Annotated in this window: 11 protein-coding genes; 5 read left to right on the forward strand and 6 right to left on the reverse strand. The window is 60.0% G+C overall.

Annotated elements, in window-relative coordinates:
- Positions 1-122 precede the first annotated feature (122 nt).
- From PMI18_RS23015 to PMI18_RS22995, 5 genes are all read right to left on the reverse strand, one after another.
- Positions 123-1,286, reverse strand: a complete 1,164-nt coding sequence (locus PMI18_RS23015) for a zinc-binding metallopeptidase family protein (protein WP_007896946.1) — start codon at positions 1,284-1,286, stop codon at positions 123-125.
- Between the two features lie 207 nt (positions 1,287-1,493).
- On the reverse strand, positions 1,494-3,851 hold the full coding sequence (ligA, locus tag PMI18_RS23010) for an NAD-dependent DNA ligase LigA (RefSeq protein WP_007896948.1): 2,358 nt from the start codon (positions 3,849-3,851) through the stop codon (positions 1,494-1,496).
- A gap of 137 nt (positions 3,852-3,988) precedes the next feature.
- A complete protein-coding gene (gene zipA / locus PMI18_RS23005) occupies positions 3,989-4,840 on the reverse strand; it encodes a cell division protein ZipA (RefSeq protein ID WP_007896950.1) in 852 nt (283 codons plus the stop codon).
- 258 nt (positions 4,841-5,098) lie between these two features.
- Positions 5,099-8,587, reverse strand: a complete 3,489-nt coding sequence (gene smc / locus PMI18_RS23000) for a chromosome segregation protein SMC (protein ID WP_007896951.1) — start codon at positions 8,585-8,587, stop codon at positions 5,099-5,101.
- A gap of 2 nt (positions 8,588-8,589) precedes the next feature.
- The gene (locus tag PMI18_RS22995; RefSeq protein ID WP_007896952.1) at positions 8,590-9,249 is read right to left on the reverse strand and encodes a GntR family transcriptional regulator; all 660 of its coding nucleotides are present in this window, start codon (positions 9,247-9,249) and stop codon (positions 8,590-8,592) included.
- Between the two features lie 266 nt (positions 9,250-9,515).
- Here PMI18_RS22995 and xdhA point away from each other — a divergent pair, with 266 nt between their 5' ends.
- The 4 genes from xdhA (at position 9,516) to guaD (ending at position 15,682) form a co-directional block, all read left to right on the forward strand.
- On the forward strand, positions 9,516-10,970 hold the full coding sequence (xdhA, locus tag PMI18_RS22990) for a xanthine dehydrogenase small subunit (protein ID WP_007896955.1): 1,455 nt from the start codon (positions 9,516-9,518) through the stop codon (positions 10,968-10,970).
- Positions 10,963-13,362 (forward strand): xanthine dehydrogenase molybdopterin binding subunit, encoded by a 2,400-nt coding sequence (xdhB, locus tag PMI18_RS22985; RefSeq protein ID WP_007896957.1) that lies wholly within the window; start codon positions 10,963-10,965, stop codon positions 13,360-13,362. Before xdhA ends, xdhB begins: the two co-directional genes overlap by 8 nt.
- 140 nt (positions 13,363-13,502) lie before the next feature.
- The gene (gene xdhC / locus PMI18_RS22980; protein WP_007896959.1) at positions 13,503-14,348 is read left to right on the forward strand and encodes a xanthine dehydrogenase accessory protein XdhC; all 846 of its coding nucleotides are present in this window, start codon (positions 13,503-13,505) and stop codon (positions 14,346-14,348) included.
- Between the two features lie 29 nt (positions 14,349-14,377).
- The gene (gene guaD / locus PMI18_RS22975; RefSeq protein WP_007896960.1) at positions 14,378-15,682 is read left to right on the forward strand and encodes a guanine deaminase; all 1,305 of its coding nucleotides are present in this window, start codon (positions 14,378-14,380) and stop codon (positions 15,680-15,682) included.
- 65 nt (positions 15,683-15,747) lie between these two features.
- Here guaD and PMI18_RS22970 read toward each other — a convergent pair whose 3' ends face one another.
- Positions 15,748-16,512: a GntR family transcriptional regulator gene (locus tag PMI18_RS22970; RefSeq protein WP_007896961.1), complete on the reverse strand. Its 765-nt coding sequence runs from the start codon at positions 16,510-16,512 to the stop codon at positions 15,748-15,750.
- 358 nt (positions 16,513-16,870) lie between these two features.
- On the opposite strand from PMI18_RS22970, the gene PMI18_RS22965 reads away from it, so the two are divergent.
- Positions 16,871-18,061, forward strand: coding sequence for a benzoate/H(+) symporter BenE family transporter (locus tag PMI18_RS22965; protein ID WP_007896962.1), 1,191 nt, complete (start codon positions 16,871-16,873; stop codon positions 18,059-18,061).
- Positions 18,062-18,199 lie beyond the last annotated feature (138 nt).

The raw sequence follows: 18,199 nt of genomic DNA on the forward strand, positions 1-18,199 counted from the left end.
TGCGCAGCAGTCGTGAAATCAGGCAACCCGGTTTTCAGATAAGCCGCGAACACCGGGTTTACGACTGCTGCGCAGCCGAACGCAGCCTGCGCCAGCTGCTACAAGGCTGCGATCTTTTGATCCTATTGCGCCAACACCTCATCCGCCCTGCCGCCCTCTTGCTGGATCACCAAGTGAATGAAGTGCAGCTTGGCAATCACCGCCGTCGGCAGGACGAACGGATAGAAATCCGGCTGGCCCATGCTGCGTGACAGTTCGTTGAGCATGCCGGCCAGTTCGATCCATGCGTTGACGAACGACAGGAATGCCGGGCCGCCAGGGTGCTGCGGGTCGAATAGCGTGCTCGGCGGAAACGGTTGGTAATCGAAATCCATTTCCTGCGCACTCATGCCAAATCCCAAGGCAGTGTCCACTGCATCCATCATGTGCAGATAGTGAGCCCAGGTTTCCGCCCAGTCCTCCCAAGGGTGCATGGTCGCGTAGGCACTGACGTAATGTTGCTGCCAGTCGAGCGGCGCGCCTTGCTGATAATGCCGCTCAAGGGCCTCGGCATAGCTTGCTTGCTCGTCACCGAACAGACCGCGGAACGGCTCCAGCCAATGACTGTTGGCGACCAGGCGATCCCAGTAGTAATGCCCGACCTCGTGACGAAAGTGCCCGAGCAGCGTGCGATAAGGTTCGTGCATCTGCACGCGAACCTGCTCACGATGGGCGTCGTCGGCTTCCTTGATATCGAGGGTGATCAGACCGTTGGCATGCCCGGTGGTCGGCGGCTTGCCTTCGAGGTCGATACCGATGAAGTCGAAGGCCAGACCGATGTCTTCGTCCATGGATTTTGGAATGACTGACAAGCCCAGGCTGATCAGCTGCGCCACCAGACGACGCTTGGCGATTTCCACTTTGCGCCAGCGTTCGTGGTTCTCGGGGATCGACAGGTCGGGGATGGTGCGATTCAGGCTACAGGCAATGCACAAGGCATCGTGATCATTGGCCGGCAGCAGCCAGTTGCATGCGGCCGGAGAATCGAGATTGGCGCAGCGGCGGAACACACCCGCATCGGGATCGGCGTCGAGCAACCAGGTATCCGCTTGCGGGCCGGGTTGCAGCGATGACAAACGACTCTGCTGCGGCTGATAGCCCAGCGCCGCCGAGCAGGCCAGGCACTGACTGTTGCGAAAGAACAGCGACTGCCCACAATGGCAATGCCAGACCTTGCTGTTGCGCACACGCTCACCCATGAAGGGCGCAGCGATGCGTGAACTGAGCTGTTCGAAGAAGCGGTACATGGCGATCTCTCCCTGGGGCCTGCGAAGACTAGATCATTCCTCCAACATGATCGTTCCACGTTCTTTGTGGCGAGGGGGCTTGCCCCCGTTCGGCGGCGAAGCCGTCGCAAAACCTGCTTGCGCGGTATGTCTGACAGATCGCGGTTGCTTGTTTTAGGGCCGCTACGCAGCCCAACGGGGGCAAGCCCCCTCGCCACAGGTTTAGCGTCAGATCGAGATGTTGTATTCCTTCAGACGAGCCACAAACGCCTCTTCATCCAACACCTTCAACCCCAGCTCATTGGCCTTGGCCAACTTCGAGCCCGCACCCGGTCCGGCGACCACACAATGGGTCTTGGCCGACACGGAACCGGCCACCTTGGCACCGAGGCTTTCAAGTTTGTCCTTGGCGACATCGCGACTCATCAGTTCCAGCGAACCGGTCAGCACCCAGGTCTGCCCGGCCAGCGGCAACCCTTCGACGACTTTTTTCTCGCTCTGCCAATGCATACCGAAATCGCGCAGCTGCTTTTCGGCCGCCTCGGCGAGTTGACGATTTTCCGTGCCCGCAAAGAACTCGCGAACCGAAGTCGCCTGTTTCTCCGGCAGTGCCTGGCGCATGTCCAGCCAATCAGCACTCATCACCGCTTCGAGTGAGCCGAACTTGTCCGCAAGCTTCTGCGCCCCGCCCGGCCCGACCGACGGAATGTGCAACTTGTCGAGGAAGCCGCCCAGTGTCGTACTGGCGGAAAATTCGGCGCCCAACTCGCCCTGATCCTGAATCTGCATACCGTGCTTGAGCAGATCCGCGATCACCTGCCGGTTGTGCGCATCTTCAAAGAAGCTGTAAATCTCGTGAGCCACTTCCAGCCCGACATCCGGCAAGTACGTGAGCACTTGCGGCAACGCCTGCTGAACCCGCTCCAGCGAGCCGAGAGAACGCGCAAGCACCTTCGCCGTTTCTTCGCCGACATCGGGAATGCCCAAGGCGTAGATGAACCGCGCCAGACTCGGCCGCTTGCTGTCTTCAATGGCGCCAAGCAGGTTCTTGCTCGACAGTTCGGCAAAGCCTTCCAGGTCGACGATCTGCTCGAACGTCAGGGCATAGAGATCGGCCGGCGAACTCACCAGGCCTTCGTCCACCAATTGCTCGACGCTCTTCTCGCCCAGACCTTCGATGTCCATGGCGCGGCGCGAGACAAAGTGGATGATCGCTTGCTTGAGTTGCGCACCGCAGGCCAGACGGCCGACACAGCGATACACCGCGCCTTCGCTGATGGTCTCGCGGCCCTTGCTGCGCTTGACCAGTTGCGTGCGCTCGACATGAGAACCGCAGACTGGGCACTGCTCGGGAATCTGCACCGGCCGGGCATTCTCCGGACGACGCTCGGCAACCACTTGCACCACTTGCGGAATCACATCACCGGCGCGGCGAATGATCACCGTGTCACCGATCATCAGGCCCAGCCGCGCAACCTCATCCATGTTGTGCAAGGTCGCATTGGCCACGGTGACGCCAGCCACCTTGACCGGTTTCAAGCGCGCCACCGGCGTCACGGCACCGGTGCGCCCCACTTGGAACTCCACATCGAGCAGCTCGGTGAGCTCTTCCATGGCCGGGAATTTATGGGCGATTGCCCAACGCGGCTCGCGAGCGCGGAAACCCAGTTCACGCTGGGACGCAATGCTGTTGACCTTGAACACCACGCCGTCGATTTCATACGGCAGCGCATTACGGCGCTCGCCGATGTCGCGGTAGTAATCCAGGCATTCAGCGATGCCATTGGCCAGCTTCAGCTCATGACTGATCGGCATACCCCAGGCTTTGAGTTGCTGCAGATTGCCAATGTGCGTGTTGGCGATATCGGCCGAAATCTGGCCGATGCCGTAGCAGCAGAACTCCAGCGGACGGTTGGCGGTGATCTTCGAATCCAGCTGCCGCAAGCTGCCCGCCGCCGCGTTACGCGGGTTGGCGAAGGTCTTGCCGCCGACTTCCAGTTGCGTGGCGTTGAGCCGTTCGAAACCGGCCTTGGACATGAAGACTTCACCCCGCACTTCCAGGGTCGCCGGCCAGCCGGTGCCATGCAGCTTGAGCGGAATATTGCGCACGGTGCGCACGTTGACGCTGATGTCTTCACCGGTGGTGCCATCGCCGCGGGTGGCGCCGCGCACCAGTACACCATCCAGATAGAGCAGACTGACCGCCAGGCCATCGAGCTTGGGTTCGCAGCTGTACTCCACCGCAGCGCCAGCGCCGAACAAGTCGCCGACCGGCAGGTCCAGCCCTTCCGTCACCCGGCGATCGAATTCGCGCATGTCGGTTTCTTCGAAGGCGTTGCCCAGGCTGAGCATTGGCACTTCATGGCGCACCTGAGTGAACGCCGACAGCGCCGCACTGCCGACACGCTGGGTCGGCGAGTCGCTGGTGATCAGTTCGGGATGGGCTGCTTCGAGGGCCTTGAGCTCGTGGAACAAGCGATCGTATTCGGCGTCCGGAATGCTCGGTTCGTCCAGCACGTGGTAGCGATAGTTGTGCTGATCGAGCTCGGCGCGCAGCTCTAGAATGCGGTTTTTGGCGGCGGTCATGGGTGTTCTCTCATAAAGCAAAAGAGCAGCCGAGGCTGCTCAATCTGTTGATGCTGTACAAATCATTGTAGGAGCCAGGCTTGCCGGCGAAGGCGTACATGAGATCGCCTTCGCCGGCAAGCCTGGCTCCTACAAGATCAGCGCTTCTGGGTCAAAGCGCGACGCTCGAACTCGACGATGCGCTGACGGTAATGCTCGATTGTTTGGGCGGTCAACACGCTGCGCTGGTCGTCCTTCAGTTCGCCGTTCAGCTCCTGGGACAGTTTGCGTGCCGCAGCCACCATCACATCGAAGGCTTGCTTGGGATGACGCGGGCCTGGCAGACCAAGGAAGAAGCTCACCGCCGGGGTGCTGAAATGATCGATGTCATCCAGATCGAAGACGCCCGGCTTGACCGCATTGGCCATGGAGAACAGGACTTCGCCGTTACCGGCCATGCTTTCGTGGCGGTGGAAAATGTCCATCTCGCCGAAACGCAGACCGCTTTCCAGAATGTTCTGCAACAGCGCCGGGCCCTTGAAGCCGGCCGGGTCGCGGCAGATTACGCTGATCACCAGCACTTCTTCGGCTTGCGGCTGATCTTTCTCGGCCGAGCTGGCGGGCTTGGTGTCATCCGGGAAATCGTCGTCACGGCTGCTGAAGCTCGGGCCGCCGTCCAGATCCAGACTGAGGTTCATGTCGCCTTGCGATGGTTCACCATGGCCACGCTTGCCGCGCTTGGAACCCGACTCGCGAGGTTCACGGGCAGGCATGCTCACCGACGGCAGATCGTGCTCGTCCAGTTGCGGTTCTTTATGGTTATCCAGCACGCGGGGCGGGCCCAACAGCTCGGCGCTGGTGTCCTCGTCCGGCAGATTGGACAAACTTCGGTCAAGACGGAATTTCAGTTTTCCCTTGCCGCCGCGCATGCGACGCCAGCCATCGAAAAGAATACCGGCAATGACAATAATGCCGATGACGATCAGCCACTCGCGCAGACCGATTTCCATGTAATCCCGTGCCTCTATAAAAAATGCTGAAAAATAAGGGGTTTACACTGTGCAAACCGCTTTAAAACGTGGCGCCAACTCTATGTTCTGACAGGCGTTTTACCCACGTATACGAAAAATTGACATTAAACTAGCACGACCAAAGGCAACTTTACACCGTCTGTCACAGTGGCTTGCGCGAATTATGTCGATTGGCCAGCAAGTCAAGGCAGGTAAAAAGCCCTACAGCTCAAAAATACTTGCCCCACAAGCGATGATTCAGGCATCCACCATGGCCATCGCCTCCTCCACATCCACTGCCACCAGACGCGAGCAACCGGGTTCGTGCATCGTCACCCCCATCAATTGATCAGCCATTTCCATGGCGATCTTGTTGTGGGTGATGTAGATGAACTGCACCGTCTGCGACATCTCTTTGACCAGCCGTGCGTAGCGTCCAACGTTAGCGTCATCCAATGGCGCGTCAACCTCATCGAGCATGCAGAACGGCGCAGGATTCAACTTGAAGATGGCAAATACCAGGGCCAATGCGGTCAGGGCTTTTTCGCCACCGGAGAGCAAATGGATGGTGCTGTTCTTCTTTCCTGGCGGCTGCGCCATGATCGTTACCCCTGTATCGAGTAGATCTTCGCCCGTCAGTTCCAAATACGCGCGCCCTCCACCGAAAACTTTTGGGAAAAGGGCCTGTAAACCGCCATTGATCTGATCAAAGGTATCTTTGAAGCGGTTTCGGGTTTCCTTGTCGATCTTGCGAATGACGTTCTCAAGCGTGTCCAGCGCTTCCACCAAATCGTCGTTCTGAGCATCCAGATAACGCTTACGCTCGGATTGTTGCTGGTATTCGTCGATGGCTGCGAGGTTGATCGCCCCGAGGCGCTGAATCCGCGCGGCAATGCGCTCGAGTTCTTCTTCGGCGTCTTTCTCGCTGGCTTCGGCTACCAGCGTGGCGAGGACGCCGTGAAGGTCGTAGCCGTCTTCCAGCAACTGATCTTCAAGGGTCTTGCGACGCACGGTCAGGGCTTGCCATTCCATGCGCTGGTGTTCGAGTTGACCACGGATCAATTGCGATTGCTGCTCGGCCTGATTACGGCGTTTTTCGGCGTCACGCAGTTCGCGGTCGGCATCTTCCATGGCCATTTGCGCGGTCTTGAGTTCTTCGTCAACCGTCATGCGCTTGTCGAGCAGCTCTTCAAGCTTCAGACGCAGCTCTTCCAGCGGCGCCTCGCCCTCTTCCAGATTGAGGCTGAGCTGTTCGCGCTTCTCGGTCAGGCGCTCGGACTGCATTTCCAGCCGCTCAAGGGCCTGACGAGTGGAGTCGTGTTGCGCCTTCAGCGAACCGAGGCGCACCGCCAATTGATGCGCATGATCCTTATGCTGTCGGGCTTCCTGACGCACCCGGTCGAGGCGTTCGCGCAGGCTGTCGCGCTGGGCCAACAGCAACTCACGCTGCTCGGTGTCCAGCGCCATGCTGTCGAGGGCTTCCTGCAATTGCAGGCGCGCTTCGCCGATGTTTTCGTGTTCCAGGGTGCGCTGTTCACTCAACTCGGTGAGTTCTTCATCGAGACGGGTACGGCGTAACGTCAACTGCTCGACCTTGGCTTTGCCGGCGGACAGCTGGGCTTTCAATTCGCCTTGCTGACGGGCTTCGTCTTGCAGCAAACGGCGCAAATGTTCGCGGCCGTTTTCCTGCTGACGCTGTTGCGCCCTGAGATTCTGAAGTTGGGTTTCCAGGGTTTCGACCGTGGCTTCGCGCTCTTCGCGTTCAAGGCCCAAACGCTGGATTTCCTGGCCACGGGCAAGTACGCCGCTTTCCGCTTCGCTGGCCCGGCGCACACGTAAAAAGTGTCGGCCGACCCAGTAACCGTCGCGGCTGATCAGGCTTTGCCCGGTCGCCAATTGCCCGCGCAAGGCCAAGGCCTGCTCAAGGCTGTCGACCGGTTTGACCTGCCCCAGCCATGGCGACAAATCAATCTGCGCCTCGACCTTGTCGAGCAAACTGCCGGGCATGCGCACGCCATCGGTGGCCGGGCTGAGCAGGCGCAAATCGCCTTGGGCAAACCCGGCCAGATCGAAGTCACCGAAGTCATCCACCAGCACCGCTTGCAGGTCGGCGCCGAGCACGGTTTCCACCGCCAGCTCCCAACCGGCCTCGACCTTCAGGCCTTCGGCCAGACGCGGGCGATCCGCCAGATGCTGTTCGCGCAGCCATTCGGCGGTGCCGGTGCCCGGATCGAGCGCGGCTTGCTGCAAGGCTTCCAGCGACGCCAATCGCCCGTTGAGCCGCTGCAAATCACCTTGGGCTTGCTGCTGCGCCGAAAGCGCTTGCTGCAACTCCTGACGCAGTTGCTCAAGGCGTTCGACTTGCGCTTCTTCACTGGCCTGCAAGTCTTCGAGCGTGGCCTCGGACGCAGCCAACTGCTCGCTGAGTTCCATGATCGCCGCGTCTTCAGGATCCGCTGACAACAACGCACGTTCTTCGCCAAGACGTTTCTGGCGATCGGCCAAACGTTCCATGCTGGTTTCCAGCTGCTGGATCCGCGACTGCTGAACTTCAGACTGACGGCGTGGCTCGGCGGCGGTGAGGTTGAAAGTGTCCCACTGCTCCTGCCAACCGTGCATGCTGGTTTCGGATTCTTCGAGCGCGGCGGCGGCTTCTTCGGCGGCGGCACTAGTGACTTCCTGCTCCGGCGTGAGCATGTCCAGCTCTTCGCCCAAGGTCAGCAGCAAGGTGCGGTCGTGGCCCAGGTGAGACTCGGTTTCCAGCCGCGCGCGCTCGGCTTCTTTCAGGTCGTCCTGCAACTGACGCAAGCGCTGTTGACCGTGCTGAATGCTCTGCTCGACCCGGGCGATGTCACCACCGACCGAATAAAAACGCCCCTGCACCAGATTGAAGCGTTCGGACAGATCGTGATGACCGTCACGCAGGCGCTCGATGGCCGCGTCGGCATTGCGTTGCTCAGCCACCAGGGCTTCGAAGGTGATTTCCTGGGTGCCAATGATCGACTCGCGCTGGCCGACCTGTTCGTTCAACGCCTGCCAGCGCAGGGCCGACAGCTGGGCCTTGAGCTGGCGCTCTTCGCCTTTGTATTCCTGATACTTCTTGGCGGCCTCGGCCTGGCGGTGCAAGCGCTCAAGCTGACGCTCGAGCTCTTCGCGCAGGTCGGTCAGGCGGGCAAGGTTTTCGTGGGTGCGGCGGATGCGGTTTTCGGTCTCGCGCCGACGTTCCTTGTACTTGGAAATACCGGCGGCTTCTTCGATGAAATTGCGCAGGTCTTCGGGCTTGGACTCGATCAGCTTGGAGATCATCCCCTGCTCGATAATCGAATAGCTGCGCGGGCCAAGACCGGTGCCGAGGAAGATGTCGGTGATATCGCGGCGACGGCATTTGGTGCCGTTGAGGTAGTAGGTCGTCTGGCTGTCGCGGGTCACTTTGCGGCGAATGGAAATTTCCGCATAGGCCGCCCATTCGCCGAGCAGGGTGCCGTCGGAGTTATCGAACACCAGCTCAATGCTGGCCTGGCTCACCGGTTTACGGCTGGTCGAGCCGTTGAAGATGACGTCGGTCATCGACTCGCCGCGCAAGTTCTTGGCCGAGCTCTCGCCCATCACCCAGCGCACGGCGTCGATGATGTTCGACTTGCCGCAGCCATTGGGGCCGACCACGGCCGCCATGTTACTGGGGAAGTTTACCGTGGTCGGGTCGACGAAGGATTTGAACCCCGCCAGTTTGATGCACTTGAGCCGCACGCTTAAGCGACCGTCAGGGCAGAAATCACCAGATCGCAACTGCGCTGGGCATACGCCGTCAGCACCACGCGGATCTGAGGAAGGTCACGAGCCAGTACGGCAGCGAGCAAGCGTTCGAACAGCTCGAGGAACTCGCTCATCGAGGCCTTGCGCTGATCCAGCGCGAGAAAATACGCGCGGCTCATGGCCGGCTGCAGATTCTCGACGGTTTCCTGCAAGTACGGGTTGTTGGCGAACGGATAGGCGGCGCGCATCACACTGAAGCTGTCGTCGACGAACGTGCGGATGTCCTGGCGTTCGTAGCTGGCGGTCAGGCGCTGCTGGATCTCCACGAACGGCGCCATGTCGGCCTGGACTTGCCAGCCACTGGCCACGGCGTTGCCGAGCAGAATGTACAACTCGCTCATCAGCGTGCACAGGCTTTGTACCTTGTGCGCCGTGAGTTCGGTCACATGGGCGCCACGTCGCGGCAAAATCGCGATCAAGTGGCGGCGCTCGAGGATCAGCAAGGCCTCACGGACTGAACCGCGGCTGACATTGAGCGCCAGCGTGACCTTCTGTTCCTGGATGCGCTCCCCCGGCTTCATTTCGCCGCGAATGATACGTTCGGCGAGGTGGTGAGCGATTTGTTCGGCGAGGCTGTCCGGCGCCTTGAACGTCATGGTTGTCCTTCAAACTCTTCGATCTGCACAAGCGGCGCAGTGTAGCGCAATTGATCGGTCATGGCGGAGTGCCCACCCAGCGGTTTTTGGCACGATTCAAGCAAAAGGCAAGCTATCTCTAGAGGGTCAATAATGAAGAAGCGAGTCGTTGATCGACAAAATGCTATTTCCTGACCTTTAAGTCAGAAAATCATTGACCGAAAAGTCAGACCTGATAAATTCGGCTCATGTCGGTTAACAACAATAATGAGTTTGCGAGGCCTTCCGTGATCCAGTTTTTACTAAACCAGGAACTCCGTAGCGAGCACGCCCTGGACCCGAACCTGACCGTGCTCAATTATCTGCGCGACCATGTGGGAAAACCCGGCACCAAAGAAGGCTGCGCCAGCGGTGACTGTGGCGCCTGCACCGTGGTAGTCGGCGAGTTGCAGACGGACGACGATGGCCGCGAACACATTCGCTATCGCAGCCTCAATTCGTGCCTGACGTTCGTCTCCTCCTTGCACGGCAAGCAACTGATCAGCGTCGAAGACCTCAAGCACCAGGGCGAACTGCACAGCGTGCAAAAAGCCATGGTCGAGTGCCACGGTTCGCAATGCGGTTTCTGCACACCAGGCTTCGTCATGTCGCTGTTCGCGCTGCAAAAGAACAGCGACCAGCCCGACGCCCATAAAGCCCACGAAGCGCTAGCCGGCAACCTCTGCCGCTGCACCGGTTATCGGCCGATCCTGGCCGCTGCCGAGCAATCTTGCTGCGGCAAACAACCCGACCAATTCGATGCTCGCGAAGCGGACACCATCGCTCGCCTGAAAGCCATCGCCCCCACCGACATCGGCGAACTCAACAGTGGCGACAAACGCTGCCTGGTGCCGCTGACCGTGGCCGATCTGGCCGACCTCTATGACGCTTATCCACAAGCTCGCTTGCTGGCCGGCGGCACTGATCTGGCGCTGGAAGTCACTCAGTTCCACCGCACCTTGCCGGTGATGATCTACGTCGGCAACGTCGCTGAAATGAAACGCATCGAACGCTTCGACGATCGCCTGGAAATCGGCGCCGCCACCGCCCTCTCCGACTGCTACGACGCCTTGAAGGCCGAGTACCCGGACTTCGGCGAATTGCTGCAACACTTCGCTTCCTTGCAGATCCGCAACCAGGGCACCCTCGGCGGCAACATCGGCAACGCCTCGCCAATCGGCGACTCACCACCGCTGCTGATCGCCCTCGGCGCGCAGATCGTCCTGTGCAAGGGCGAAACCCGCCGCACCATGGCGCTGGAAGATTACTTCATCGATTACCGGGTGACCGCGCGTCAGGAAAGCGAGTTCATCGAAAAGATCATCGTGCCGCGCGCCAGCGTTGAACAACTGTTCCGCGCCTACAAGGTATCCAAGCGTCTGGACGATGACATTTCCGCCGTTTGTGCAGCGTTCAACCTGCGCATCGACACCGGCGTGATCGCCGACGCCCGCGTCGCCTTCGGCGGCATGGCGGCCATTCCAAAACGTGCAAAAAACTGTGAGGCCGCACTGGTTGGCGCACCGTTCAACAATGCCACCCTCGAACGCGCCTGCGCTGCATTGGCCGAAGACTTCACGCCGCTCTCGGACTTCCGCGCCAGCAAGGAATACCGCCTGCTCAGCGCGCAGAACCTGCTGCGTAAATACTTCATCGAACTGCAAACACCGCACATCGAGACTCGGGTGACCGCTTATGTCTAATCATCACGCTGTAGAGAAGACCCAAGCCGAACTGGCTGAATTGTTCGCCAAGGACCTGACCACCGGAGTCGGCCGCAGCGTCAAGCACGACAGCGCCGACAAGCATGTGTCCGGCGAAGCGCAGTACATCGACGATCGGCTGGAATTCCCCAATCAGCTGCACGTTTACGCACGGCTATCAGACCGTGCTCACGCGAAAATCATCAGCATCGACACCAAGCCTTGTTATGCCTTCGAAGGCGTGCGCATCGCCATTACCCACGAAGATGTGCCAGGCCTGAAAGACATCGGCCCGCTGTTGCCGGGCGATCCATTGCTGGCCATCGATGACGTGCAATTCGTCGGTCAACCGGTACTCGCCGTCGCAGCGAAAGACCTGGAAACCGCGCGCAAAGCAGCGATGGCCGCGATCATCGAATATGAAGATCTGGAACCGGTTCTGGACGTGGTCGAAGCGCTGCGCAAACGCCATTTCGTGCTCGACAGCCACACCCACCAGCGTGGCGATTCGGCCACCGCGCTTTCTACTGCCGAACATCGCATTCAAGGCACGCTGCACATCGGCGGCCAGGAACACTTTTATCTGGAAACCCAGATCTCTTCGGTAATGCCGACTGAAGACGGCGGCATGATCGTTTACTGCTCGACCCAGAACCCCACCGAAGTACAGAAACTGGTGGCGGAAGTGCTGGACGTGTCGATGAACAAAATCGTTGTCGACATGCGCCGCATGGGCGGTGGTTTCGGCGGCAAGGAAACTCAAGCGGCAAGCCCGGCGTGCCTGTGCGCGGTGATTGCGCACCTGACCGGTCAGCCGACCAAAATGCGCCTGCCGCGTGTAGAAGACATGCTGATGACCGGCAAGCGTCACCCGTTCTACGTCGAGTACGACGTGGGCTTCGACAGCACCGGTCGCTTGCATGGCATTGCGCTGGAACTGGCCGGCAACTGCGGTTGCTCACCGGATTTGTCGGCATCGATTGTCGACCGCGCGATGTTCCATGCCGACAACTCTTATTACCTGGGCGACGCGACCATCAACGGTCACCGCTGCAAAACCAACACCGCGTCGAACACCGCTTACCGTGGTTTCGGCGGCCCGCAAGGCATGGTCGCCATCGAAGAAGTGATGGACGCGATTGCCCGGCATTTGGGCCTCGATCCGCTGGCCGTGCGCAAGGCCAACTACTACGGCAAGACCGAGCGCAACATCACCCATTACTACCAGACCGTCGAGCACAATATGCTCGAGGAAATGACCGCCGAACTGGAAGCCAGCAGCCAGTACGCCGAGCGCCGCGAAGCAATCCGTCGCTACAACGCCAACAGCCCGATCCTGAAAAAAGGCCTGGCGCTGACCCCAGTGAAATTCGGTATTTCCTTCACCGCCAGTTTCCTCAACCAGGCCGGTGCACTGATCCACATCTACACCGACGGCAGCATCCACTTGAACCACGGCGGCACGGAGATGGGCCAGGGTCTGAACACCAAGGTTGCGCAAGTCGTGGCTGAAGTGTTCCAGGTGGAAATGGACCGCGTGCAGATCACCGCGACCAACACCGACAAGGTCCCGAACACCTCGCCAACCGCTGCTTCGAGCGGCGCCGACCTCAATGGTAAAGCGGCGCAAAACGCGGCTGAAATCATCAAGAAACGCTTGGTGGAATTTGCCGCGCGGCAATACAAGGTCAGCGAAGAAGATGTGGAATTCCACAACGGTCACGTGCGGGTTCGCGATCACATTCTGACGTTTGAATCGCTGATCCAGCAGGCGTATTTCGCCCAGGTATCGCTGTCGAGCACCGGCTTCTACAAGACCCCGAAAATCTACTACGACCGCAGCCAGGCGCGAGGTCGGCCGTTCTATTACTACGCCTTCGGTGCAGCCTGCGCCGAGGTGATCGTCGACACCCTGACTGGCGAGTACAAGATGCTGCGCACCGACATTCTTCACGATGTCGGCGACTCGCTGAACCCGGCGATCGACATCGGTCAGGTCGAGGGCGGTTTCATCCAGGGCATGGGCTGGCTGACCATGGAAGAACTGGTGTGGAACAACAAAGGCAAACTGATGACCAACGGCCCGGCCAGCTACAAGATCCCGGCGGTGGCAGACATGCCATTGGACCTGCGGGTGAAGCTGGTGGAAAACCGCAAGAACCCGGAAGACACGGTGTTCCATTCCAAGGCCGTGGGTGAGCCGCCGTTCATGCTCGGCATTGCCGCGTGGTGCGCGATCAAGGACGCCGTGGCCAGTTTGGGCGACTACCAGCATCAACCGAAAATCGACGCACCGGCGACCCCGGAGCGGGTGTTGTGGGGCTGTGAGCAGATGCGGCAGTTGAAGGTGGCCAAGGCTGCCGAAGCCGAGGCCGAGTTGGCTCCGCTCTAAACCGCGGCGCGGCCAATCGCCAGCAGGCTGGCTCCCACAGGATTTGCGTTGAATCCAGATTGTGTGGACACCACAAACCCTGTGGGAGCTAGCCTGCTAGCGATGACGGCCGAACAGACAACAAAGATGTTGAGGTGAATATGTACAACTGGATCGACGCCCTCGCCGACCTGCAAACCCGGGGTGAACCCTGTGTGTTGGTGACCATCATCGAAGAGCTCGGCTCGACGCCGCGTAATGCCGGCTCGAAGATGGTCATCAGCGCCACGCAAACATTCGACACCATCGGTGGCGGGCATCTGGAGTACAAGGCCATGCAGATCGGCCGCGAGATGCTTGCCAGCGGCCGACAGGACACCCATCTGGAGCGCTTCAGCCTCGGCGCCAGCCTGGGCCAGTGCTGCGGTGGCGTGACCGTATTGCTGTTCGAACCGATGGGCCAGGTCCAGGCGCAGATCGCAGTGTTCGGCGCCGGCCACGTCGGGCGGGCGCTGGTGCCGCTGCTCGCCAGCCTGCCCTGCCGGGTACGCTGGATCGACTCGCGGGAAGCTGAATTCCCCGATCAGATCCCCCATGGCGTGCGCAAAATCGTCACCGAAGAACCGCTGGATGAAATCGATGACCTGCCCAGCGGCAGTTACTGCATCGTCATGACCCACAACCACCAGCTCGACCTCGAACTCACCGCCGCGATCCTCAAGCGCAACGACTTCGCCTACTTCGGCTTGATCGGTTCGAAGACCAAACGAGTGAAGTTCGAACACCGCCTGCGTGACCGCGGTTTCGACAGCAGCGTGCTGCAACGCATGCGCTGCCCGATGGGCATCGGCGAAGTCAAAGGCAAGTTGCCTGTGGAAATCGCCATCTCCATCGCCGGCGAAATCATCGCCACCTATAACGCGAATTTCGGCCAGCACACTGCCAGCGCCGGATCATCGATCGCCAAACTGCTGCCTGCTTCACGCCGTAGCCAAGCTTCGAACTGAAAAGCTTCGAACTAAAAATGAGAACCCCCATGCCTCTGACTCGCAAAGCCTACCGCGCCGCCATTCTGCACAGCATCGCCGACCCTGCCGAAGTGGGTATCGAAGCCTCGTACGAATATTTCGAAGACGGCCTGCTGGTGGTCGATAACTGCCGCATCAGCGCCATCGGCCATGCCAGCGAATTGCTGCCGACCCTGCCGGCCGATATCCAGATCACGCATTATCAGGACGCCTTGATCACCCCGGGCTTCATCGATACCCACATTCACTTGCCACAAACCGGCATGGTCGGCGCCTATGGCGAACAGCTGCTGGATTGGCTCAATACCTACACCTTCCCGTGCGAAAGCCAGTTCGCCGACAAGAACCATGCGGACGAAGTCGCGGACATTTTCATCAAGGAACTGCTGCGCAATGGCACCACCACTGCACTGGTGTTCGGCAGCGTGCATCCGCAGTCGGTGAACTCGTTTTTCGAGGCCGCCGAACAGCTGGACCTGCGAATGATTGCCGGCAAGGTGATGATGGACCGCAATGCGCCGGACTACCTGACCGACACCGCCGAATCGAGCTACGTCGAAAGCAAGGCGCTGATCGAGCGCTGGCACGGCAAGGGTCGCTTGCACTACGCGGTCACTCCGCGTTTTGCACCGACCAGCACCCCGGAACAACTGACCCTCGCCGGCCAATTGCTCAGCGAATATCCGGATCTGTACATGCAGACCCACATCAGCGAAAACCTCAAGGAAGTCGAGTGGGTCAAGGCGCTGTTCCCGGAGCGCAAGGGCTACCTGGACGTCTACGATCACTACCAATTGCTCGGCGAGCGCTCGGTGTTCGCTCATGGCGTGCACCTGTGCGACGACGAGTGTGCGCGACTGGCCGAAACCGGCTCGGCGATTGCGTTTTGCCCGACCTCGAACTTCTTCCTCGGCAGCGGCCTGTTCAATCTGCCGATGGCCGAGAAGCACAAACTCAATGTTGGTCTGGGTACCGACGTCGGTGGCGGCACCAGTTTCTCGCTGCTGCAAACCCTGAACGAAGCCTACAAAGTCATGCAACTGCAAGGCGCGCGACTGAGCCCGTTCAAGTCGCTGTACCTGGCCACCCTTGGCGGCGCCCGCGCCCTGCGCCTGGAAGACAAGATCGGGACCTTGCAACCGGGCACCGACGCGGACTTCCTGGTGCTGGACTACAACGCCACGCCACTGCTCGGCTATCGCCTGAAACAGGCCAATAACATTGCCGAGACGTTGTTTGTCTTGATGACGCTGGGGGATGACCGGACTGTTCTGCAGACGTATGCGGCGGGGAATCTGGTGCATCAGCGTTAAGCTATTCCGGGCATAAAAAATCCCCCGCAATCGTTGGTTGCGGGGGAACGATCAGCGTCAGGAAGTCAGAGCTTGGCAGTCGAGCGCCCAGGCTTCTTGGTCTGCAACAAATGCGAAAACACCGCATGCAAATCATCCGACGCACTTTCTTCGTCGAGGTTGAGTTTGCTGTCGATGTGGTCCATGTGATGCATCATCAGGTCCACCGCCAGCGTCGCGTCCCGTGCTTCGATAGCGTTGATCAACTGAGTGTGTTCATCGTAGGAACAGTGGGAACGGTTGCCGCTCTCGTACTGGGCGATGATCAACGAAGTCTGGGACACCAGGCTGCGCTGGAAGCTGATCAGCGGCGCGTTTTTCGCCGCTTCGGCCAGCTTCAAGTGAAACTCGCCCGACAGACGGATTCCGGCACCACGATCGCCACGGGAGAAACTGTCGCGCTCGTCATTGACCATCTGCCGCAAGTCGGCAATTTCCTCGGCGGTGGCATGCTGAACCGCCAATTCAGTGATCGCCCGCTCCACCAGACGCCGCGCCATAAACACCTGGCGGGCCTCTTCGACACTCGGGCTGGCAACGACAGCACCGCGATTCGGTCGCAGCAACACCACGCCTTCATGGGCCAGACGCGACAGCGCTCGGCGAATGATGGTGCGGCTGACCCCGAAAATTTCCCCCAGCGCTTCTTCGCTCAACTTGGTGCCGGGCGCCAGACGCTGTTCGAGGATGGCCTCGAAGATATGCGCATAGACAATATCGTCCTGGGTACCGCTGCGGCCGGCTTTGCCTGCTCGCGGTTGTTTCTTGAGGGGTTGCAACTGTTCGTTCATGGGCACTCGAGTCGGGAGAACTGCGGCGAATTGACCGTGACTGTAATACGGCACAGTGGGTCGCTGGCAAGTATCGCGTAAAAAACACCGTGATTGTACACAATGGTAGGTGGCAACACGACTGTACGGCTGTTTGTCGTCTTCGCTGTATTGCAACGACCGGTTACTTTTCAGTTTAGGCTTGAACGCAGAATCCGCTGCTCAACGCGATCCCCTGTAGGAGCGAGGCTTGCCCGCGAAGGCGCCGTGTCATTGCGCATTGATGTCGACTGACACTACGCCTTCGCGGGCAAGCCTCGCTCCTACAGGGTTCAGGGTTGATTCGGATATTTTCGTACGCACAAGGAACACCGCTGTCATGACCGACGCCACGCACACGCAGCTTCGCCCCCTGACTGACACATCACCCTCGGCCATCGTCGCCGGGTTCATCGCCATGATGACCGGTTACACCAGTTCACTGGTGCTGATGTTCCAGGCCGGGCAAGCGGCGGGCCTGACGAGCGGGCAGATTTCGTCGTGGATCTGGGCGATCTCGATTGGCATGGCGGTGTGCTCGATCGGCTTGTCCCTGCGCTACCGCACCCCGATCACCATCGCCTGGTCGACCCCTGGCGCAGCGTTGCTGATCACCAGCCTTGGCGGTGTCAGTTACGGCGAGGCCATCGGCGCCTACATCACTTGCGCGGTGCTGGTGACGATCTGTGGCCTGACCGGCAGTTTCGAACGGCTGGTGAAAAAGATTCCGGCTTCATTGGCGGCGGCGTTGCTGGCGGGGATTCTGTTCAAGATCGGCAGCGAGATTTTCGTCGCCGCCCAGCACCGCACTGCGCTGGTCCTGGGGATGTTCTTCACCTATCTGGTGGTTAAACGCTTGTCGCCGCGCTACGCCGTGCTCGCCGCGCTGTTGATTGGCACTGCGCTATCGGGTTTTATGGGGTTGCTGGATTTCAGTGGCTTTCATCTGGAAGTCGCGACACCGGTCTGGACCACGCCGCATTTCTCCCTGGCCGCGACCATCAGCATCGGCATTCCGCTGTTCGTGGTGGCGATGACCTCGCAGAACATGCCGGGCATCGCCGTATTGCGCGCCGACGGCTACAACGTGCCAGCCTCGCCACTGATCACCACCACCGGCATTGCCTCGTTGCTGTTGGCGCCGTTCGGCTCCCATGGGATCAACCTGGCCGCCATCAGCGCGGCGATCTGCACCGGGCCGCATGCCCATGAGGATCGCCACAAGCGCTACACGGCCGCCGTCTGGTGCGGGATTTTCTACGGGATTGCCGGGGTGTTCGGCGCGACGCTGGCGGCGTTGTTTGCCGCATTACCTAAAGAGCTGGTGCTGTCGATTGCCGCGCTGGCGCTGTTCGGCTCGATCATCAATGGGTTGAGCATTGCCATGGCGCAGGTGCAGGAACGGGAAGCAGCGCTGATTACCTTTATGGTGACGGCGTCGGGGTTGACGCTGTTTTCCATCGGTTCGGCGTTCTGGGGGATTGTCGCGGGGGTATTGACACTGGTGATTCTGAACTGGCGCAAGGCCTGAGGGCGCCTTCGCGGGCAAGCCTCGCTCCTACAGGTTCAGCGTGAAGCCTTGTAGGAGCGAGGCTTGCCCGCGAAGGCATCCCCGAGATCGACATCGCAGGCCAAGCCATGCGCCTACAAAAAGCAGGCATAAAAAAAC

Source organism: Pseudomonas sp. GM102 (assembly GCF_000282555.1).
Taxonomy (GTDB): Bacteria; Pseudomonadota; Gammaproteobacteria; order Pseudomonadales; family Pseudomonadaceae; genus Aquipseudomonas.